This window comes from Micromonospora sp. WMMD558 (assembly GCF_049315255.1).
Taxonomy (GTDB): Bacteria; Actinomycetota; Actinomycetes; order Mycobacteriales; family Micromonosporaceae; genus Micromonospora.
The window spans coordinates 4,330,096-4,349,861 of sequence record NZ_CP186061.1 but is presented as its reverse complement, the minus strand read 5'-3'; the positions used below and the strand labels follow the sequence as shown (position 1 = coordinate 4,349,861).

17 protein-coding genes are annotated in these 19,766 nt (G+C 75.7%); 7 read left to right on the top strand and 10 right to left on the bottom strand.

The window, feature by feature from the left end; all coding sequences use genetic code 11:
- Positions 1 to 3: 3 nt before the first annotated feature.
- The 3 genes from accB to ACN26Y_RS20705 are packed head-to-tail and all read right to left on the bottom strand — an operon-like array spanning position 4 to position 2,713.
- A complete protein-coding gene (gene accB / locus ACN26Y_RS20715) occupies positions 4 to 681 on the bottom strand; it encodes an acetyl-CoA carboxylase biotin carboxyl carrier protein (RefSeq protein WP_230688674.1) in 678 nt (225 codons plus the stop codon).
- Positions 678 to 2,384, bottom strand: coding sequence for an acetyl-CoA carboxylase carboxyltransferase subunit alpha (locus ACN26Y_RS20710; protein WP_155331890.1), 1,707 nt, complete (start codon positions 2,382 to 2,384; stop codon positions 678 to 680). The genes accB and ACN26Y_RS20710 overlap by 4 nt, the downstream gene beginning before the upstream one ends.
- The gene (locus tag ACN26Y_RS20705; RefSeq protein ID WP_155331889.1) at positions 2,381 to 2,713 is read right to left on the bottom strand and encodes a TcmI family type II polyketide cyclase; all 333 of its coding nucleotides are present in this window, start codon (positions 2,711 to 2,713) and stop codon (positions 2,381 to 2,383) included. Before ACN26Y_RS20705 ends, ACN26Y_RS20710 begins: the two co-directional genes overlap by 4 nt.
- Before the next feature lie 404 nt (positions 2,714 to 3,117).
- On the opposite strand from ACN26Y_RS20705, the gene ACN26Y_RS20700 reads away from it, so the two are divergent.
- The 5 genes from ACN26Y_RS20700 (at position 3,118) to ACN26Y_RS20680 (ending at position 8,229) form a co-directional block, all read left to right on the top strand.
- The gene (locus tag ACN26Y_RS20700; protein WP_155331888.1) at positions 3,118 to 3,921 is read left to right on the top strand and encodes an AfsR/SARP family transcriptional regulator; all 804 of its coding nucleotides are present in this window, start codon (positions 3,118 to 3,120) and stop codon (positions 3,919 to 3,921) included.
- Between the two features lie 111 nt (positions 3,922 to 4,032).
- Positions 4,033 to 4,380 carry a TcmI family type II polyketide cyclase gene (locus ACN26Y_RS20695; RefSeq protein WP_155331887.1) on the top strand — a complete coding sequence of 116 codons (348 nt, stop codon included), beginning with the start codon at positions 4,033 to 4,035 and terminating at the stop codon, positions 4,378 to 4,380.
- Between the two features lie 15 nt (positions 4,381 to 4,395).
- Positions 4,396 to 5,745: an FAD-dependent oxidoreductase gene (locus ACN26Y_RS20690; protein ID WP_155331886.1), complete on the top strand. Its 1,350-nt coding sequence runs from the start codon at positions 4,396 to 4,398 to the stop codon at positions 5,743 to 5,745.
- A gap of 375 nt (positions 5,746 to 6,120) precedes the next feature.
- Positions 6,121 to 6,888 (top strand): helix-hairpin-helix domain-containing protein, encoded by a 768-nt coding sequence (locus ACN26Y_RS20685; protein WP_370463363.1) that lies wholly within the window; start codon positions 6,121 to 6,123, stop codon positions 6,886 to 6,888.
- A gap of 135 nt (positions 6,889 to 7,023) precedes the next feature.
- Entirely contained in the window at positions 7,024 to 8,229 is a 1,206-nt protein-coding gene (locus ACN26Y_RS20680) for a low temperature requirement protein A (RefSeq protein ID WP_155331884.1), read from the top strand.
- 2 nt (positions 8,230 to 8,231) lie between these two features.
- Here the strand turns inward: ACN26Y_RS20680 and ACN26Y_RS20675 are convergent, their stop codons facing one another.
- The gene (locus tag ACN26Y_RS20675; protein WP_155331883.1) at positions 8,232 to 9,059 is read right to left on the bottom strand and encodes a hypothetical protein; all 828 of its coding nucleotides are present in this window, start codon (positions 9,057 to 9,059) and stop codon (positions 8,232 to 8,234) included.
- A 332-nt stretch (positions 9,060 to 9,391) separates the two neighbouring features.
- On the opposite strand from ACN26Y_RS20675, the gene ACN26Y_RS20670 reads away from it, so the two are divergent.
- Complete coding sequence (locus ACN26Y_RS20670) at positions 9,392 to 9,598, top strand: hypothetical protein (protein WP_155331882.1); 207 nt, start codon at positions 9,392 to 9,394, stop codon at positions 9,596 to 9,598.
- Positions 9,599 to 9,841: 243 nt separating this feature from the next.
- Here the strand turns inward: ACN26Y_RS20670 and ACN26Y_RS20665 are convergent, their stop codons facing one another.
- The 4 genes from ACN26Y_RS20665 to ACN26Y_RS20650 form a co-directional block, all read right to left on the bottom strand.
- Entirely contained in the window at positions 9,842 to 11,407 is a 1,566-nt protein-coding gene (locus tag ACN26Y_RS20665) for a hypothetical protein (protein WP_155331881.1), read from the bottom strand.
- A 209-nt stretch (positions 11,408 to 11,616) separates the two neighbouring features.
- Positions 11,617 to 12,009 (bottom strand): hypothetical protein, encoded by a 393-nt coding sequence (locus ACN26Y_RS20660; protein WP_155331880.1) that lies wholly within the window; start codon positions 12,007 to 12,009, stop codon positions 11,617 to 11,619.
- A 451-nt stretch (positions 12,010 to 12,460) separates the two neighbouring features.
- Entirely contained in the window at positions 12,461 to 13,231 is a 771-nt protein-coding gene (locus ACN26Y_RS20655; RefSeq protein WP_155331879.1) for a DUF5995 family protein, read from the bottom strand.
- A gap of 124 nt (positions 13,232 to 13,355) precedes the next feature.
- Positions 13,356 to 16,253: a helix-turn-helix transcriptional regulator gene (locus ACN26Y_RS20650; RefSeq protein ID WP_155331878.1), complete on the bottom strand. Its 2,898-nt coding sequence runs from the start codon at positions 16,251 to 16,253 to the stop codon at positions 13,356 to 13,358.
- 321 nt (positions 16,254 to 16,574) lie between these two features.
- Between ACN26Y_RS20650 and ACN26Y_RS20645 the strand changes: the two genes are divergently transcribed.
- Positions 16,575 to 18,659 carry an AAA family ATPase gene (locus ACN26Y_RS20645; protein WP_422733316.1) on the top strand — a complete coding sequence of 695 codons (2,085 nt, stop codon included), beginning with the start codon at positions 16,575 to 16,577 and terminating at the stop codon, positions 18,657 to 18,659.
- A 112-nt stretch (positions 18,660 to 18,771) separates the two neighbouring features.
- Here ACN26Y_RS20645 and ACN26Y_RS20640 read toward each other — a convergent pair whose 3' ends face one another.
- Positions 18,772 to 19,338: a dienelactone hydrolase family protein gene (locus ACN26Y_RS20640; protein WP_155331877.1), complete on the bottom strand. Its 567-nt coding sequence runs from the start codon at positions 19,336 to 19,338 to the stop codon at positions 18,772 to 18,774.
- 40 nt (positions 19,339 to 19,378) lie between these two features.
- Positions 19,379 to 19,753, bottom strand: coding sequence for a hydroxyphenylacetyl-CoA thioesterase PaaI (paaI, locus tag ACN26Y_RS20635; protein WP_155334198.1), 375 nt, complete (start codon positions 19,751 to 19,753; stop codon positions 19,379 to 19,381).
- Positions 19,754 to 19,766: the final 13 nt, after the last annotated feature.

The window sequence follows — 19,766 nt, the reverse complement described above, 5'->3', positions numbered from 1 at the left end:
ACCTCAGGCCGGGTCCAGCGCGAGCAGCGGCTGGTCGTACTCGACCGGTTGACCGTCGACGGCGATGATCTCGGCCACCCGCCCGGCCCGGTCCGCGGTCACCTCGTTCATGAGCTTCATCGCCTCGACGATCCCGACGACCTGGCCCGGGTGGACCCGGTCGCCGACGGCGACGAACGGCGCCGCGCCGGGCTCCGGCGCACGGTAGAAGGTGCCGACGATGGGCGAGCGCACCGCGTGCCGGGCCGGCCCGGCAGCCGGGGACGCCGGCGGTACGGTCGCCGACACCTCGACCGTGGGCGGCAGCGACGCCGGGGGCGGCCGGACGCTCTCCGCCGGCGGGTGCCACTCCACCTCCAGCACCGTGTCGCCGCTGCGCAGCATGACCCGCCGCACCGACCCGTCCAGGTCGGCCACGAGCTCCCGGACGTGCCGGCGCAGCGCGGCCACCGCGCCGGCCGGGGCCGTGTCGACCGCGGCCGTGTCGACCGCGGCCGTGGTGCCCGTCGGGGCCGCGGCGGCGGTGCCGGCGGCGACCGGGCCGGCCGGGGGTCCGCCGGCGGAGGGGGCGCCGGTGCCAGCCGTGACCCTGGTGCCAGAGGGCCGGCCGGCACCGGCGGGTCCGTCGCCCGCGCCGCCGTTCGTCGCGGGCACGCCGACCGGCGCCGTCCCGGCGGTCACCGGGCACCCACCCGGGTGCCGAGGCGCGCGGCACCGAAGCGGCGGAACCGCTGCCGGCGCCGGCGGACCAGGGTGGCGGTGGGCACCTCCAGCAGCGGCAGCAGGTGCGCCAGCACCGCCTCCCGCACCGCCCGCACGGCCGCCGACGGATCCTGGTGCGCGGCCGGCGCCGGCTCGGCCACCAGGGCGTCGACCACGCCGAGGCGGCGCAGGTCCGCACTGGTCAGCCGCAACGCCCGGGCGGCCTGCGGCGCCGCGGACCGGTCCGGCCAGAGGATCGCGGCGCAGCCCTCGGGGCTGATCACCGAGTAGACGGCGTGTTCCAGCATCAGCACCCGGTCGGCGACCGCCAGGGCCAGGGCGCCGCCGCTGCCGCCCTCGCCGGTGACGACGGCGACGACGGGCGTGGGGAGCGTGGTGAGGGTGAGGATGTTCTCCGCGATCGCGGCCGCCTGGCCCTGCTCCTCGGCGCCCACCCCCGGGTCGGCGCCCGGGGTGTCGACGAGGGTGACCACGGGCAGGCCCCACCGGGCGGCGAGGCGCATCAGCCGCAGCGCCTTCCGGTGCCCGGCCGGGCTGGCCATCCCGAAGTTGCGGGCCATCAGCTCGGCCGTGGTGTGTCCCTTCTGGTGGCCGATCACCATGACCGGCCGGCCGCCGAGGTGGGCGGGGCCGCCGACGATCGCCGGGCAGTCCGCGCCCAACCGGTCGCCGTGCAGCTCGACGAAGCCGTCGAACGCCGACTCCAGGTAGTCCAGGGTGGTCGGCCGGCCCGGATGCCGCGCCAGCCGGACCGTCTCCCAGGCGTCCCGTTCGCCGCCGTGGGGCACGCCGGCCGGTGTCGCGTCGACCGGTGGGCGTTCCGGCCGGGGTACGCGGCGACGTGCCCCGCGCTGCTCGCCCCCACCGGTGGTGGCGAGCAGCGCCGCGAGCCGGCCGCGCAGGGCGTGCCGGGGCACCACCATGTCCACCTGGCCGTGCCGCAGCAAAAACTCGGCGGTCTGGAAACCGTCGGGCAGGTCCCGGCCGGTGACCTGGCGGATCACCCGGGGGCCGGCGAAGCCCATCCGGGCGCCGCTCTCGGCGATGACCACGTCGGTGTTGGTGGCGAAGGAGGCGGCGACCCCGCCGTACGTCGGGTCGGTGAGGACGCTGACGCTGGGCACACCGGCCTCCCGCAGCGCCGCGATGGCCTGGCTGACGGTGGCCATCTGCATCAGCGACAGGACGCCCTCCTGCATCCGGGCGCCACCGGAGGCGGTGACGAGGACCAGGGGGACCCGCTCGGCGACGGCCCGTTCGGCGGTCCGGGTGATCAGCTCCCCGACCGCGCAACCCAGGCTGCCGCCGAGGAACCGGAAGTCCATCACCGCCAGCGCGCACGGGTGGCCACCGACGGCGCCGGTGCCGCAGACGACCGCCTCGGCCAGCCCGGTGCCGGCCCGCGCCGCGGCGAGGCGGCGCGGGTACGGCAGGACGTCGACGAAGCCGATCGGGTCCACCGCGGCGGCGCGGTCCGGCAGGGCGGCGAACGACCCCGGATCGACCAGCTGCGCCAGCCGTACGGGCGCGTCGAGCCGGGCGTGCGTGCCGCACTCGGGGCAGACGTCCAGATTGCGCCGCAGCCGCTTGCGGTAGAGCAGGCTGGCGCAGCCGGCGCAGCGCGACCAGAGCTGCTCGTCGCCGGGCGCCGTGGCGGTCACGATCCCGCCCCGGGGGCGTCGAACCGGTAGAAGCAGCGGGCCATCGCGTCGCGCGGTTCCCGCCACGTCGGCAGGTACGGCGAGACGTACGGGCGCAGCCGGTCGCTCACCCGGGCGAACTCGGGGTGGCCCCGGGCCGCCGCCACCGCGCCCTCCCCCGGCAGTTCCGTCTCGAGCAGGTGCACGTACAGGTCGTGCAGCCGGTACAGCGACCGGTGCCGGACCCCGGCCAGGCGGGGCAGCTCGGTCGCGTCGGACTCGGCGAAGATCTCCGCGACGCGCGCCTCGGCGGTCGGGTCGACCTTCGCGACGATCAACGAACGGTCCATGGATGGGCCTCCCCCCACGGCGTCGGGCGCCGTTCGCGCCGGACGCCGACCGAGCCGGACGACTGGCGTCACCCTGTCCCCATCGGCGTCACCGCCGCGTCACCGTCCGGCGCCAAAGCTCGCGCTTCGGTGACGGTGCGTTGACGCTAGCTGTGCATCCGCTGTGGAGTGATCGCGACCGGAGGCGACTATGCGCAGTTCATAACGGGTTTCGCAGCTGTCGACACCACGACCAGTCCATTGACTCAGAGTGACCGTGATTGATAATCTTCGTCACGGTCAGCCCGGCGGCCGTGACGCGCGACGCCGCGCCGCGGCACAGCGCCCCGACACCGGGGTATGGGCAGCCGCGCCGGGAACACCAGTCGAGGATTCTCCGACGAGCGTTCCGCAGGGGGTACGCCGTGGCCGTCGATCCGTCCATGCCGACCGCCGGGCGCCGCGCGGCGGCGCCCATCCGGCTGCACCTGCTGGGCGGGTTCCGGCTGCTGCACGGCGACACCCCGGTGGTGGTGCCGCGCGGCCTGCAACGCGTCCTCGCGCTGGTCGGCCTGCGCCCCGGCGCCACCCGCAGCCATCTGGCCGGGTTGCTGTGGCCGGACGCCCCCGAGGAACGCGCCCTGTCGTCCCTGCGCACCGCCCTGTGGCGGCTACGGCAGGACCCCTGCTGCCCGCTGATCACCAGCGGCGACACGGTACGGCTCGACCCGGTGGTCCGGGTCGACGTCGACGCGCTCGTCGGCACCGCCGCCCGGGTCCGCGACGGCGACGACCCGTGCACCGCCGCCGCGCTCGCCGCCGGCCGCCACGACCTGCTCCCCGGCTGGTACGACGACTGGGTGCTGGCCGAACGCGAGCGGCTGCGGCAGCTACGGCTGCACATGCTGGAAGGGCTGGCCGACCACTACCTCGCCGCGGGCCGGCACGGCGAGGCCCTCGAAGCGGCGCTGGAGGCGATGGCCGCCGAGCCGCTGCGCGAGACACCGCACCGCCTGGTGGTGCGCATCCACCTCGCCGAGGGCAACGCGTTCGAAGCCGTGCACGCGTTCTACGTCTACCGGGACCTGCTGCGGCGGGAACTGCGGCTGGAGCCGTCCGCCACGATGACCGCCCTGCTCGACGAGACCCTCGGGCCGATCCGGCAGGCCAGCCGGGACACCCCGGTACGCCGGCCGGCGGCCGAGCGGGCGGCGCCCCGCGCCCGCTGACCCGCGTCACCGGGCCGGCGGCCGATGTGACGGGCAGGTGACAGCCGTCCGGGCAGCGTGGACCGCACCACCCGGCCCACCGGGCCGGGCACCACCGGCGGAAGGAAGACCATGAGCCGTCTCGTCATCGTCAGCAGGATCATCCCGGGCGCGGAGGGCCGCGTGGCGCAGATCTTCGCCGAGTCCGACGCGACCGAACTGCCGAGCCTGACCGGGGTGACGCACCGGTCCCTGTACTGCCTGCACGACCTGTGCGTCCACCTGATGGAGACCGCGGACGTCGACCCGGACGCCCTCGCCGGCGCCCGCAACCACCCGCTCTACCGGCAGGTCAACGAGCGGCTCTCCGCGCACACCACCCCGTACCTGCCGACCTGGCGCTCGCCCCGCGACGCGATCGCGGGCTGCTTCTACCGTTGGGACGCCGCGGACGCCGCCGCGCCCCGCGTGGCCGGCTGACCCGGGACGCGCGTCGTGTCCACCAGCGGACCGCACGTCCTGGTCGTCGGCGCCGGCACCGGCGGGTTGTGCCTGGCGCAGGGGTTGCGCCGCGCGGGGATCAGCGTGTCCGTCCACGAGCGGTACCGCACCCGCGGCGAGGGACTGCTCGGCTACCGGGTCGGCATCGGGCCGACCGGCAGCCGGGCGCTACGGGAGTGCCTCCCGCCGGAGCTGTTCCGCACCTACCTCGCGACGTGCGCCCGCTCCCCCCGCTACTTCAACGTCATCACCCAGCGGATGCGGCAGACCGCGTCTTTCCCGCTGCGGCCGGACACCGACCCGGTGAACACCGAACGGTCCGTCGCCCGGATGACGCTGCGCCAGGTCCTGCTCACCGGCCTGGAGGACGTCGTGCACTTCGACAAGGCCCTCACCCGGTACGAGCAGCGCGACGACGGCACCGTCACCGCGTACTTCGCCGACGGCAGCAGCGCCGACGGCGACCTGCTGGTGGCCGCGGACGGCACCCACTCGGCGGTCCGCCGCCAGTACCTGCCGCACGCCGTCACCAGGGACGCCGGCACGATCAACATCGCCACCCGGATCCCGCTGACCGACGAGGTGCGGGCGCTGCTGCCCGAACGCGTCGAGAAGGGCATCTCCCTCATCTTCGGCACCGGCGGCATGATGGGCGTCCTGCACGTCATGGAGTTCCCGTGGGACCGCGACGGCAGGCTCAAGGCGGGGCTCGACCCGGCCGACGCGGCGCTGCTCGACGGGTGGCCGGGGCGGGCCCACGACAGTACCCGGGACAACGTCAACCTGGTCATCTGGAGCACCGCCCGGCGGTTCCCGCCCGACGTCATGCAGCGCCGCGGCGAGGAGCTGACCGGGCTCGCCCTGGACCTCACCCGCAACTGGCACCCGCACCTGCGGCGCCTGCTGGCCAGCGCCGACCCGGACAGCGCCCTGCCGATCAAGGTGGCCACCAGCGAGCCGGTTCCACCGTGGAAGAGCAGCACCGTCACCCTGCTCGGCGACGCCATCCACACCATGACACCCGGCCGCGGGGTCGGCGCGAACACCGCCCTGCGGGACGCCGCGCTGCTCTGCCGGCAGCTACGCCTCGCCGCCGCCGGGGAGAAGACGCTGGTGCAGGCGGTCGCCGACTACGAGGCGGTGATGGTGCCGTACGGGTTCGCGCGGGTGGCCGACTCCCTGAACCGCAGCGGCACCAGCGGCGACGACCGCATGTACAAGCCGGTCGTCGGGCGGCTGGCTCTGCTCGGGGCGCGGGGCTACTTCGGCGTCACCAGCCGCGTGCCCCGGCTGGCCCGCCGGTTCGTCGACGACTTCTACACCTACCGGGGCGAGGAGGACTAACACCCCGCGTCGCGTGCGGACCCCGGTCCGGTACCGGGGTCCGCACGCGTGCGCCCGGCGGCGTCCGCCGCCCCCGGGTCCGGCGACGGTGCGTCGCGTCACCGGCACCCCGCGTACAACCCGTCCCACCAGCGGGGCCAGCCGTCGAGCCGTGCTGTCGTACCGACCCACGCATGTGGCAAGCTGCGGCGAGTTTTTGTCGACTGACTCGCGAATCGATAGGGAGGGTCCGCCGTGGCGTGGTCGGACTGGCTGATACTTGTCGTGGCTCTGGCGGTGGGCGTCGCCGCCGGGTGGGCCGTCTTCAGGCGGCGGGGGGCCGCGCCGGCCCCGTCCACGGTGGACGGTGAGCCGACCACCGCCACGACCGCCGTCGTGCACGAGCCCACGCCCGCCGCCACCGCCGACACCGCACGTCCGGACGCGACCGTCGACCCGGCGCCCACGGCGGTCGCCGATCCCACCGTCGACGTGGCGCCCGACGGACGCGCCGACGACGAGCCCGCGCCGGCCCCGGCGTCCACCGCGGTCGCGGACCCGGTCGGCCACGCCGACATGGCGCTGACCGGTGACCCGGTGCCGGCGCCCGAGCACGTCGCGCCGGCCGCCGACGACACCGCGTCGACCGCGCCCGCCGCCGACGGAGCGGAGGTGGCGGTGGTCGCCCCGCGCCCGGCCCCCGAGGCCGAGGACGACACCCGCGACGACGCCGCGCCGGCCCGCCCGGAAGCGACGGTCGCCGCGGCGGCCGCCGAGGCCACGCCCCGGGAGCCGGTCGCGGAGAAGCCCGCCGAGGTCACGCCCGAACCGGCGGTCGCGACGCCGGAGCCGGCGGCCGTGCCGGCGGCTCGCGGTCCGGTGGCCACCCCGCCGGTCCGGCCGAGGGCCGACGCGGAGGCCGCCGACGACTTCCGGCGCATCCAGGGCATCGGGCCGAAGATGGCCGCCGCGCTGCACGCGGCCGGCATTCGGACGTACGAGCAGCTCGCCGCCCTGGACGAGGCGGCGCTGCGGGAGACCATCCGCGCCGCGGGCCTGCGGGCCGCGCCGGGCCTCGCGACGTGGCCGCAGCAGGCGCGGGTCCTGGCGGGCGCGCCCGACGCGGCGAGCGTCCTGCCCGCCGGCGACGGCGAGGACGCCTGACCGACGGCGGTGCCCGGCGGTCCCGAACGGGACCGCCGGGCATTTCGCCCATATATCGCGTAACGCGGCACAGCTCTCGTTACCGTCGGACGAAGGCGGCCGGCCGGCCGCCGATCCCGGTACACAGGAGCAGCCGTGCAGTCCGCCTCGCCGGGGCCGGACCCGCGCCGGGGCGGCCCGCCGCTACGGCACGACGAGTCGCCGCGCCGCGTGACGCTGCTGGAGCTGTTCTTCGACCTCGTCTACGTGGTCGCGCTCGCCCTCATCTCGCGCGGCCTCGTCGAGGAGCTCGACTGGCACCGGGCCGGCCAGGCGCTGGTCATCCTGGCCGCCGTCTGGTGGACCTGGGCCATCACCACGCTGGTCACCGACATGTACGACCCCGAACGCCCCGAGATCAAACTGCTGATCGCGGCGGTCATGTTCGGCGCGCTGCTGATGACCACCGCCATCCCGGAGGCCTTCGGCGCCCGCGGCCTCGTCTTCGCCGGGACGTACGTCGCCATCCACCTCGGCCGGGGCCTGTTCCTCATGCCGGCCGTCCGCCACGACCGGCAGACCCAGAAGCGGGCCGCCCGCATCTTCATCTGGTTCGCCGTCTCGGCGGTGCCGTGGATCGGGGGCGCCTTCGTCTCCGGCGACGGCCGTCTGTTCCTGTGGGCCGGCGCGCTCGCCATCGACTACCTGGGCTTCCGGCTCGCCTACCCGGTCCCCGGGCTCGGCGCGGTCCCCAGCACCCAGCGCAACGTGACCGCCGAACATCTCGCCGAGCGCTACCAGCAGTTCTTCATCATCGCGCTCGGCGACGCCATCCTGACCATCGGCACGATGTTCAGCCTGGAGCAGCACGAGGTCGACAACATCGCCGCGTTCGGGGTGTCGTTCGCCACCACGCTGCTGTTCTGGCGGATCTACGTGCACAAGTCCGGTGAACTTCTCCCGCTCGCGATCGCCACCTCGCGGGAACCGAACAAATTCCTCCACACCGCCCCGTACACACACCTGCTGATGGTCGCCGGGGTGGTGACCACCGCCGCCGGCTTCGACCTGATCCTGCACGAGCCGGAGGGCCGCACGCCGCCGGCCTGGGCGGCCGTCATCCTGGGCGGTCCGGCGCTCTTCCTGGTCGGCCGCTCGATCTTCGAGTACGAGGTGTTCAGCCGGGTGTCGCTGTCCCGTCCGGCCGGGCTGCTGGCCCTGCTCACCGTCGCGCCGGCGGTGCTGTTCCTGCCGGCGTTGTCCGCGGCGGCGGCCGCCATGCTGGTCCTCGCGGGCGTGGCGATCGCCGACCTCCGGCGCAGTTACGGGCGCCCGCCCGAGGCTCCCGCACCGCCGCACTGACGTCACACCAGCACCGCGGCGTACCCCCGTACCCCCAGCCGGCGGCCCGCCGTGGCGCCCAGCCGCACCTGGAGCCCGAGCGGCGCGGCGGCCCTTCGCACATCGTCGACGTGCAGCGAGCCGTGCCGTTCGACGATGAGCACCGGCGGTTCCTCCGGGTCGCCCTCGGGCGCGTGGAACGACAGCACGGTCACCGACGTCGGCAGGTGCCGGGGGTACGCGGCCCGCGCCGCCGCCTCGTCCGGGTGGGCGAGCACCACCAGGTCGGCCGCGCGCGCGAAGTCGGCGGCGATGCCCGCCGCCTTCCAGTGGGCCGGCTCGTCGCCCGCCCCCGGGCGGTGCCGGGAGCGGTTGGCCGAGGTGACGTGCAGGTGATCGGTGCCGGCCTCGGCTACCGCCCGGCGCAGGAACGCGTTCGACGGGCACCGGGCGCCGGGCGCGATCACCTGCACGGTGCGCAGTCCGCGGTCGTGACACGTCAGGTGGGCCGGCAGGCGGTCGGCGGCCGGGCCTCGGAAACCGAACGGTCCCGCGTCCCAGAGCGCGTCCATCAACTGCCGGACCCGGCCCACCGGCAGGCGGTACGGCAACCGTGACCAGTCGAACAGGGCCGCGACGCCGTCGGCGGGGGCGGTGATGCTGCCGACCTGCTCCGACGGGCGTCCCTTGACGACGTTGGCTCGGCGGACCGTGGCCGCGTCGGGGCGCGTGACCAGGGCGTAGAAGTTCCCGAAGGCGGCCGCGACGACGGCACCGTCGGCCACCGCCCGGGCCGCGGCGGCGACGTCCCCCGGGCGGTCGAGGTGCAGGTGCGGTGTCCACACGTCCATCAGTCCTCCAGCGCCGTGCGTTCGGCGGTGGTCGACGCCCCGGCCGGGCTGGGCGTCGAGGCACCGCGTAGGGCCTGTTCGGATGGCTCACCCGAGCGAGCCGAGGCCCAGCCGGGCATGGTCTCGTGGAACAGGCCCTAGCACGTTCTACGCCGGCCGGTGTGCCGGATGGCCCGCTCGGTCGTCGATCCGATAGCAACCGGTGCCGGCCGGCACCCGCGGGGTGCGGTCGCGCACCCACCCGCGGCTGGTCGCCGGCACCGTTAGCCGGGTAACCCGATTGGGTACAAGGGCTCCACCTCGAAACCACCACATCCCTTCGGAGGCACGCGATGCGTGGAACGTCGATATTCGGAGTCCTGGTCGTCATCTGGCTGCTCATCGGCGCGATCGCCGCCGGTCAGCGCGGCTACTACTCGGGTGACGACACCAACTGCGCCGAGGCCGGCACCATCCTGGTGACCATCGTTGCGGGGCCGCTGAACTACATCGGCGCCAACCCGAAGGTCGACTGCGAGCTGCCCGAGCCGTCCGAGTAGGACACCGAGCCTCCGGGCCCGCGCCGATTCGGCGCGGGCCCGCTCCATGTCCGGCACCGACGGCACCAGGTGGACCGGGCGCGATCGGCGTCGGCGGACCGGTTCGTGCTCACCGTCGATCCGGGACAGCGACGACCTGTGGCTCCCGGGGTCACATCGCGTAGTGCTTCCTAGGAGGCTGGGTCATACGGGTTCGCGCCGGGAGACGACGACGTGTCTCCCGGCGCGGATCCCTGATCGTGCCTACCGGAAGCAGTGGGCGACCGGCACCTTGCCCCCCACGCAGTTGGTGGGATTGTTGCCCGAGATCACGGTCTCCCCGTCGACCTTGGCCTGGGTCTTGTCGGCGTGGATGCCGCCGGCCGGCACCCGCGACCGGTTGTCCACGACGGTGCTGCGGTAGAGGGCGAGCCGGCCCATGCTGACCGAGACGCCGCCACCCGTCGATTTCGCCTCGACGGCGTGGTTCCGCGTCACGGCGCTCTCCCGCACCAGCAGGTTCGACTTCACGGCGTGGATGCCGCCGCCGTGGCCGTGGGCGGTGTTGCCCGCCACCACGCTGTCGTCGAGCGGCACCAGCCCCTGGAAGGTGGAGATGCCGCCGCCGTTTCCGGTGGCGGTGTTGTCCCGGACCTCCAGGCCGCGCAAATAGATCAGCGCGTCCGAGTTCGCGATCCCCCCGCCGGTCTGCGCGCTGTTCCCGACGACCTTCGAGTCGGCGACCCGGGTACGGGCCGAGAAGCTCGCCAGTCCGCCGCCCTGCCCCGCCGTGTTGTGGGCGAACGTGCTCGTGCGCACCTCCGCCGCCCCGCGGTAGTTGCCCAGCCCGCCGCCGTACGCCACGGCGCTGTTGTCCTTGAACGTCGACGAGTGAACGGTCAGCACGCCGCCGTTGAGCAGGCCCCCGCCCTTGCCCACGGCACCGGCCGCGTGGTTGTCGATGAACGTGCTGTCCCGCACGACCATGTTGCCGTCGTTGAACAGGGCGCCACCGCCCCCCTCCTTCGAGAAGGACCTGCTGCGCACGACGGTGACCCGCTCGATGACCGCCGACGCCCCGTGCACGACGTGCACCGCGCCGCCCTCGGCGGCGGACCGCCCGTTGACCAGCTCGACGTCGCGCAGCGTCAGCTCCCCGCCGTCGCGCACGGTGAAGAACCGGAACACCTCGGCGTGCGTGGCGCGCTCGATCGTCGCGCCCGCCCCCTCGATGGTCACCGGGTGGTAGATCACCGGCAGCCCCGCCTTGTCGTCGGCCGGGTTGCGCGGCGGCGCCTCGGCGTCGCCCGGGTTCTCCGCCGAGTCCGCCGCCTCCCGCGCGTCGCGGATGCCGCCGTCGTAGTCGTCGGGCTGCTGGAACGCCCCGGTGAGCGTGTACGTGCACTTCGGGGCGAGCCGCAGGGCGCCACCGCCCTCGGCGTTGACCCGCACCAGCGCGCCGATCAGCTTCTTGGTGTCGCATGGAACGGAGACAGCGTCGCGACCGCGGCCGGGGCCGTCCCCCTCCCGCGCGCCCTGCTCGTCCCGGCCGTCCCCGTGGCGGCCGGTCCCGTCCCGGCCCGTCGCCTCCCCGCCGACCGGCTCGCGGCCCGCCCCGTCGCGGCCGCCCTCCTCGTGGGCCCGCTCGTTGCGGACGGTCGACGCGTTCCCGCCGGAGTGCGGCAGGTCCTCGGCCCCGACCGGACCGGCCATGCCGACGAGGCCCGCAGCGCCGGCGACGAGGCTGCCGGCCACCAGCCCACCGGCGAGGAGCCTCCGGGACCGCCGCCGGGACCGCGATGGTCGGCGGCTGTCGTGATACGTGGACATCGAGCTTTCCTGCCTCTCCCTCGTGCCTGACACGGCCGTCCCGATCCGGGCGGCGGGGTGTCGACCACGCGGTCGGCACCGAACGTCACGGTACGGGCAGGAAACGGGCAGAGCGGCGTGTAGGTGAATGAATCACCCATTCGCCTTCATGTTGCGTTCACGGGCAGATACCGGGCAACAGCACCGTCCGGCGTGGGCGGAGGAGGCCGTCAGGCGCCGGCGAGCAGCCGGACCAGCGCATCCGGATCGGTCACCGTCACCGTCAACCCCGGATGCCGCGGCCAGCCGCCCGGCAACAGGGCGGGCACCGGCTCGGCGAAGCGGACGCAGACACCGGCGACCGTGCTGCTGCCGAAGGTGACACCGGCATCGGCGAACGACAGGTGGGGCCCGATCGCCCGCCACCAGCGGTACGGCCCGGCCCGTTCGGCGCCGGTCACGTTCCGCCGTGAGGTCCGCAGCCGCCACGGGCCGAACCGCACGGCCAGTTCGTCGTCGTCCACCTGCAGCCAGGCCGTCGCCGGCCGGACGCCGAGCAGCGCCAGCGCCGGGCGGAACCGCCGGTCGAAGCGGAACGGGAAGCGGTGGACCGGGCCCGTCACGTGCGGCCGTCCCGGCCGGTGCGGCGGCTGTCCCCGGGCCGGGCGGGACGCGGTCGGACGGCGGGTCGGGGTCGGGGTCGGGCGGCGGGCCGCCGGTCCGGGCAGGTCATGGCGCGCACGTACCCGGTGCGGGCCGGCCGACACCCCCCGGGCCGGCCGGCCCACCGAGCCGCTCCCCCACGAGCGGCCGCACCGGGCCCCGTCACCACCGGCCGTTCCCCCGTCGAACGGCCGGGCCCCGTCGTGACCGGGCCTGCCCCACCGGGACGGCTCGGTCCCCCCGCGCTCGCGGCCACCGCCCCGTCCCGCCGGGCCGGACCGGTCGCAAGCCGGACCGCACACCGGCCGCTCCCCCTCGGGCGGCCGGATCGCGTCGCCCCCGCCGTGCCGGCGGGCGGGACGCGTCCCCGCGCTCCGCGCCGCCGCGGAGCGCGGGGACCCCCCGTCCCGGCTACTGCAGGAACGCCCCGAGGGGCGACAGCAGCAACCGGCCGAGCAGGGCGGCGTTGTCGTCCAGCCGCGCCCGCTCGCACTCGTGGGCGGTCGGATCGTGCCGGCACCGCCAGATCTTCTGCGCGTTACGCCAGGCGACGTCGCGGGTGTACTCGACCAGTTCGCCCTGGTACCAGTCGTCGATGTCGCCGTTGAGCATGTCGATCATCAACTGCCACTGGTCCAGGTAACCGCGACGCAGGCCGGGGATCTTGTCCGCGAAGATCTCGTTGATCTTCAGGTAGTCGCGGTGCTGGTCGGTGCCGTCCATCGGCTCCGACTCCAGGCTGTCGAACGTCGTCACCAGGGCGAACGGCAGGTCGTAGTTGATGTGCGCGTTGACCCCCGCGGCGGCCGACGGCAGCGGCCGGGCGTCCGGGCCGCGCATGCGCTCGAACAGGCACGACCACGCCTTCGGGCAGTTCGGGCTGGAGTCGGTCCAGAAGCGCAGCGCGTCGAAGTAACGCGCGGCGAACTCGACGTCCAGCCGGGACAGGAAGACCGGGTCGGCGAACCAGTCGTCGTAGAGACCGTTCAGCACGCTCTCGGTGATGACCAGGTAGAGCTTGTTGAAGTCCGCGAGGGGGCAGCTCTCCTCCAGCGGAGGGAGCCGGACCAGCAGGTCCTGCAACTTCGTGAGGTGGTCCACGACGGCCGGAACATCCGCGGGACGATCGGCGAGCAGGTCGACGATGTCCCGGTGAACGGGCCCCCAAACCGGTTCGGTCATCTCTCCTCCACCTGCTCCCCCCAAGGTCACCTGTCCTGGTGACGGTGCACAGCCTTGCAGCCGACGGCGGTCGGCCGGATCAGTAGAACGACGTATACGTACGTGCGCGCGGAGGGCCGGCGTCCTAGGCGGGGCGGTTGCGCAGGAAGATCGCGCTCGCCTGGACCCGGGTGCGGACGTGCAGCTTGTCGAAGATGTGCGACACGTGCACCCCGATGGTCCGCTCGCTGATGAACAGCCGCTGGCCGATCTCCTTGTTGGTCAGCCCCTCGGCCACCGCCGAGAGCACCTCCCGCTCCCGGGCGGTGAGCACCGCCAGCTCGTCCCCGTCGCACGACGCGGCGGCCGACACGCCGGACGCGGTGTCCCGTTCCTCCAGCGACACTCGCGCCCGCCCGGCCAGGGTCCGGATCTCCGAGGTCAACGGGACCGCGCCCAACCCCTGCGCCACCTGGTACGCCGCCCGCAGCAGCTTTCCGGCGGTGGCGCTGCGGCTGCGCCGGGCGAGCAGCGCCTCGGCCTGACGCAGCCGCGAGTACGCCGCCGGGTACGGATGGTTGCGCCGGTCCCACTCGGCGACCGAGCGCGCCCACAGCTCCGGGTCACTCCCGTCGAGCCGGCTCACCTCGGCGGCGCACAGGGCCAGGAAGGCGTCCACGACGTTGCGGACCGCCGGTGGGGCCGAGGCGCTCTTGCGGGCCACCCGCTCGGCGGCCTCGCGCAGTCGCCGTACCGCCGTCGGGTCGACGTCGACCGTGCGACTGGCGTGCGCCTCCGCCTCGGCGCGCAGGCCGTGCCAGACCAGCGCGGCGAGGATGGTCACGTCGTCGGAGCGGCTCTCGGTCAGGCCGCGCTGCACCGCCTGCCGGGCCAGGTCGTGCCGGCCCTGCCACATCGCCAGCCCGGCGCGCAGGGTGAGCAGCGGGATCACGTGCCGGGCGCCGCCGCCGGCGAGCACCGTGGCCACCGCGTCCAGATCCCGGTCGGCGGCCTCGATGTCGCCGTACCCGACGGAGAGCCGGCAGCGGGCCAGCAGCAACTCGACGGCGTCGGCGCCGGACGGCCGGTGGCGCAGCGCCGCCGCCACCACCTTCTCCGCCTCGGCCCACTGGCCGACCCGGAACAGGCCGTTGGTGGCGATGGCGAGCAGGCGCGTCTCGTACGTGCGGCCCAGCCCCAGCTCGGCGACCCGCTCGGCGCCCCGCCGGGCCACCACGACGCCCTCCTCGAGGACGTTCAGCGGACCGGTGAGCAGCTCGGCCAGGTGCAGGTACGCGCACGCCACGTCCTCCGGGCGGCCGGCCCGCTCGGCGGTCTCCAGCGCCCGCCGGACGGCGGCCAGGCCGGAGTCCGGGTCCTCCAGGTACGCCTCCGAGAAGCCGAGCGCCGCGCTGGCGAGGACGACCTCCGACGTGGAGCCCTCCACCGCCGCGGACAGCTCCAGCGCCTCCCGGGCGCGACGGCCGGCGTCGGCGTACCGCCCGAGGTGCAGCAGCAGCTCGGCCAGGTGCGCGGCCGCGGTGGCCCGCTCACCCGGCGTGCAGTCAGGGTTGTCCAGGGCCCGCTGGTACTCCGCCTCGGCCAGCGCCGACCGGCCGGCCGCCGCCAGGTAGCGGGCCCGGCGGATGTGCAGCGCGCACGCCGGCCGGTCGGCGTCGGAGGCGGCCAGCTCCTCCAGCAGGGCCAGGGCCCGGGCGTGCTCGCCGCAGTGGTGCGCCGCCTCCGCGGCCCGTTCCAGCAGGGTGACCCGGTCCACGGCCGCCCCGGCGGCGGGCGGGTCGGCCAGCTGCAGGGCGGCCGACCAGTGCCGGTGTGCCTCGGCGTAGCCGTGCAGCCGCTCGGCCTCCTCGGCGGCCGCCACCGCGGCCGGCAGGGCCCGGGCGGGCTCGCCGGCCAACCGCCAGTGGTGCGCCAGCCGGGCCTGGTGCAGCTCGTCCGGCGCGGCGGTCAGCGCCTCGGCGTACCGCCGGTGCAGGGCGGCCCGCTCCGCGGGCAGCAGCTCGTGTTCCAGAACCTCGGCGACCAGCCGGTGCCGCAGCCGGTAGCCGTCGTCGGCGCCGACCAGCAGCCGGTGCGCGACCGCCGCCCGGACCGCCTCGATCAGCTCGTCCTCCGGCAGGCGCACCACCTTGGCGAGCAGCCAGTGCTCCACCGGCTCGACACCGGCCGCCACCGCGTGCACGACCGAGTGCGCGTGCTGCGGCAGCGCGTCCACCCGGGACAGGAAGATCTCGCGCACGTTGTCGGAGAGGCCGTCCCGGCCGTCGCGCAGGTCGCGGGCCAGTTCCTCCACCACGAACGGGTTGCCGCCGCTGCGCTGCCAGACCAGGTCGGCGGCGTCGGGCGTCAGGGGCCGGCCGACGACCGCCGCGGCGAGCTGGTCGGTGGCGGCCCGGTCCAGCGGGGCCAGGTCGATCACCTGCACCGTCCGCAGGCGACGCAGCTCGGTGAGCACCCGGCGCAGCGGGTGGGCGCCCTGCAGCGACTCCGCCCGGACGGCCGCCAGCACCGACACCTGCAGGTCGCCCAGGCCGGCCAGCAGGTAGAGCAGGAGCTGCCGGGTGCTCCGGTCGACCCACTGCAGGTCGTCGAGGACGAGCACGAGCGGCCGCCCCTCGGCGATCAGGTGCAGGCCCCGCGAGACCCGCTCCAGCAGCGCCCCGGCGCTGTCCGACCCGGCGGTCTCCTCGGCGAACATCCCGAGCAGCCCGCGCACCGCGGACGCCGTGCGGGCGTGCGAGGCGGTCAACTCGGCGTCGAAGCGGCGCAGGGCCTGGAGCAGCGGATGCAGCGGTGAGGCATCGCCGATGTCCAGGCAGGCGCCGGTGAGCACGAGGGCGCCCGCGTCCCGCAGCCCGGCGCCCACCTCGCGCAGCAGCCGGCTCTTGCCCACCCCGCTCTCACCGGAGAGGAAGACCGCCGCGGTGTGCCCCTGGGCGACGGCCCCGAGCAGCGCGGACCGTACCGCCTTGACCAGGTCGGCCCGGCCGACGAGCGGTGCACCGTCCACATCGCTGGCCATGGCACGCAGCCTAGTCACAGGTCCCCGGACCGTTCTACAGGCCTTTCGGTCCTCTCGTACTCATCGGGTCGACATTGCGACCAAAGGTTGCGGCCGGCGGACATACGTCGTTCTGCCGATCCCCGGTCGGCCCAGGGGTGACAGTCTCCGATCGTCGTCAGCCACCAACCGGGGGGAAGGGCAGGTGCGATGCCCATGTTCACCATCGCCGCTGGTCCGGGGCGCGTCGCGGGGCGGGCCCTCAGCGCGGTCCCGGCGCGTCCCACGCGGTGCTCCGCCGATCCGCCGGACCGCTGGCCGGTGCCGGTGGAGAGACGGACGGTGACCGTCCTCTTCGCCGACATCGTCGGGTCCACGGCGCTGGTCGACCGGCTGGACCCGGAGGACGTCCGGGCGTTGCAGCACGCCTACTTCGACACCGTGGCGGGGGTGCTGGGCCGCTGGCACGGCGTGGTGGAGAAGTACATCGGGGACGCGGTGATGGCCCTGTTCGGCGCGCGCGAGTCCGACGGGTTCGACGCGTACCGGGCGGTGCGCGCCGGGCTGGAGATCCAGCGGTCGCTGGACCGGCGGTCGCTGGTCGGGGGGCCGGCGCTGCGGGTCCGGGTCGGGGTGGCCACCGGCGAGGCGGTGGTGGACCTGGCCGCGACCCGGGACGGGGGGCACGGCACGGCGAGCGGCGCGGTCATCACGCTGGCCGCGCGCCTCCAGGAGTACGCCCCGCCGGGCGGCGTCGCGCTCTGCGCCGCGACCCACCGGGCCACCGACGGGCTGATCGGCCAGCGTCCGGTGCCGCCGGTGGCGGTCGCGGGCAAGGCGCTGCCGCTGGACGTGTGGCACGCCACCGACGTGACCCGGCCCGCGCCCGGCCTGCACGCCGGGCCGCTGATCGGGCGGCGACGGGAACTGGCCACCGTCCGGGACCAGCTCGTGCGGACGGTCCGGGAGCGCCGGCCGCGGTGGGTGTCGCTGGTCGGCCCGGCCGGCAGCGGGCGCAGCCGGCTGCTGCACGAACTGGTCCGGACGGTCGAGGCGGTCGACGGGAACCCGGTCCGCTGGTGCGTCGCGCACTGCCCGCCGTACCCGGCGGAGGCCCTGGCGCCCGTCGCGGACCAGGTCCGTGGCTTCGCCGGCCTCCGCGCGCAGGACACGCCCCCGGTGGTACGCCGGCAGCTCGCCGCCGCCGTGACCGACCTGGTGCCGGCACCGCGCCGGACCGAGGCCGTGTACGCCCTGGAAGGTCTGCTGGCCGCGCCGGACGCCGGGGCCGACGCGCTGCGGGGTGCGGCCGTCTGGCAGGAGTGCCTGCTCGCGCTCGCCGAGCGGCAGCCGGTGGTGGTGGCGGTCGACGACCTCGACCGGGGCGCCCCGGAGCTGGGTCACTTCCTGCACCGGCTGCTCACCGCCGCCCGTACCCGGGCCGTGCCGCTCGCCGTGGTGGCGCTGCACGGTCCGGACCGGGCCGATGCCCGGCCCGGCGACCCGGGGTGCCGGGTTCCGCTGGGCCGGCTGTCCACGATGGAGTCCGGGCGGCTGCTGCGCCACCTGCTGCACCGGGCGGGCCGCCCCGCGCCGCTGGTCGCGGCCCTGCTGCCGTGGGTCGACGGGAATCCGGGGCGGGCCGCGGCCTACGTGGCGGCGCTGCCACCCGACGGGGCGGACCCGGCACGGATGCCGGTGCCCGACCCGGTACGCCGGACCGTCGACACCCGGCTGGACCGGCTCGACGGCCCCCGGCGGGCGGTGCTCATGGCGGTCGCGGCGGCCGGTACGCCCGTCGACGCCGCCGCCGTGGACCACCTGCTCGGCTGGGTGCCCGGCCGGGCGATGGCGGCGCTGCGTGAGCTGGTCGACCGGGGCCTGCTGACCCGACGCCCGGCCGGGTACGCCGTGGGCGACCCGGTGGTCGCCACGGTCGCCACCGCCCGGCTGACCCGGGCGGCCCGATCCGAGCTGCTCGCCCGCGCGGACCAGCGGCGCGGACCGTCCGCCCTCGCCACGGTCGCGCCCGCCGCGCCGACGGCCCGGTCCGCCGAGCCTGGCCCGCGCCCGGTGCCCGCCGACGGCCAGCCACGCCCCGGGTCCGCCGACCCCCGCACCGGTCCGGCATCCACCGGCGGCCATCCGCGCCCCGCGCCCCACGGCCACCCGAATCCGGTCGTCGCCCACCGGACCGGCGACGTGCCGTCCGGACCGGGCCTCCAGCCCGCCCCCGGCCCGGCCGGTCGCCCGCCCGGCCGGCCATCCCAGGCGGGCATTCGTCCGGACACCGCCGGCGCCGGCTCTCCCCGCCTCGCGGCCACCGCCACGTCCCTGGCTGGCCTCATCCCCGCCGCCCCTCGCGACGGCTCCGGCTCCGCCACGGCCACCCCCGGATCCCCGCCCCGCCACACCGCCGCCGCCTGATCGGATACGCCGCAGCGGCACCGCGACCGGCGGTCGTGCCGCTGCCGGGCAGGCGAACAGGGCGCTCAGCGCCACCGGGGCGGCGGACCCGGGGCCCGCGCGGGCCCGGCCGTCAGTGGGGGTCGAGGAAGGCCAGGACCCGCTCCCAGGTGCGTTCGGCGGCGGCCTGGTCGTAGTCGGGCACGTCCGGGTCGGTGTACAGGTGGCCGACGCCCGGGTACCGGTGCACCGTCAGGTCGGCGCCGGCCGTGGTCATCTCCCGCTGCCAGGCGTCGAACTCGTCCGGCGGCTCCCACGGGTCGGGGTCGGCGAGGTGCACGTGCACCGGCAGGCCGGGCCGCACCCCGTCCGGCGCGCCGCTGGCGGCGTGCAGCAGCACCAGCCCCGCGGCGGCGGGACGCTCGCGCAGCATCGCGCCGGCCACGCCGGCGCCCATCGAGAACCCGAGGAACACCGCGTGGGCGGGCAGGTCGCGGACGGCCGCCCGGGCCCGCTCCACGACGACCTCCCAGCCGATCTTGTCCAGCAGCGCGATCCCGTCGTCGACGGTCTCCGCCGCCGGGACGCCGTACAGGTCGGGGGCGATCACCCGGTGCCCGGCGGCGCGCAGCCGGTCGGCGGCGGCGAGCACGGCGGGCCGCAGGCCGTACACGGAGTGGAAGAGCGCGACGTGTCCCATGTGCACATCCTGCCGGACGCCGCCGGGCGCCGCGCCCGGCTCAGGAGCCGTTCAGCGTACGGCTGCGACCCCGGAACTCGGCGACCACCTCGCCGTCGTCGCGGGTGACGGTGACGTCGTAGATGCCGCTGCGGCCGTACCGGGTGCGTTCGGTGGCCCGGGCGACGAGCAGGTCCCCCACGCGGGCCGGCCGGACGAACGTGACGTCACCGCCGGCGGCCACGGTCACCGGGCCGTGGCTGTTGCAGGCCAGCGCGAACGCGGTGTCGGCCAGCAGGAAAACGTACCCGCCGTGGGCGATGGCGTGCCCGTTGACCATCGCGGCGGTGACCCGCATCCGGGCCACCGCCGCGCCGTCGGCGGCCTCGACCAGCTCGATGCCGAGCGCGCGCGAGGCGACGTCGGCGTCGAACATGTCGTACGCGGCG

Coding starts and splice junctions, on each gene's coding strand:
- ACN26Y_RS20640 (WP_155331877.1), bottom strand. CDS start 19,338: ATGGGACACGTCGCGCTCTTCCACTCCGTGTACGGCCTGCGGCCCGCC.
- paaI (WP_155334198.1), bottom strand. CDS start 19,753: ATGTTCGACGCCGACGTCGCCTCGCGCGCGCTCGGCATCGAGCTGGTC.
- ACN26Y_RS20695 (WP_155331887.1), top strand. CDS start 4,033: ATGAGCCGTCTCGTCATCGTCAGCAGGATCATCCCGGGCGCGGAGGGC.
- ACN26Y_RS20665 (WP_155331881.1), bottom strand. CDS start 11,407: ATGTCCACGTATCACGACAGCCGCCGACCATCGCGGTCCCGGCGGCGG.
- ACN26Y_RS20650 (WP_155331878.1), bottom strand. CDS start 16,253: ATGGCCAGCGATGTGGACGGTGCACCGCTCGTCGGCCGGGCCGACCTG.
- ACN26Y_RS20655 (WP_155331879.1), bottom strand. CDS start 13,231: ATGACCGAACCGGTTTGGGGGCCCGTTCACCGGGACATCGTCGACCTG.
- ACN26Y_RS20675 (WP_155331883.1), bottom strand. CDS start 9,059: ATGGACGTGTGGACACCGCACCTGCACCTCGACCGCCCGGGGGACGTC.
- ACN26Y_RS20705 (WP_155331889.1), bottom strand. CDS start 2,713: ATGGACCGTTCGTTGATCGTCGCGAAGGTCGACCCGACCGCCGAGGCG.
- ACN26Y_RS20670 (WP_155331882.1), top strand. CDS start 9,392: ATGCGTGGAACGTCGATATTCGGAGTCCTGGTCGTCATCTGGCTGCTC.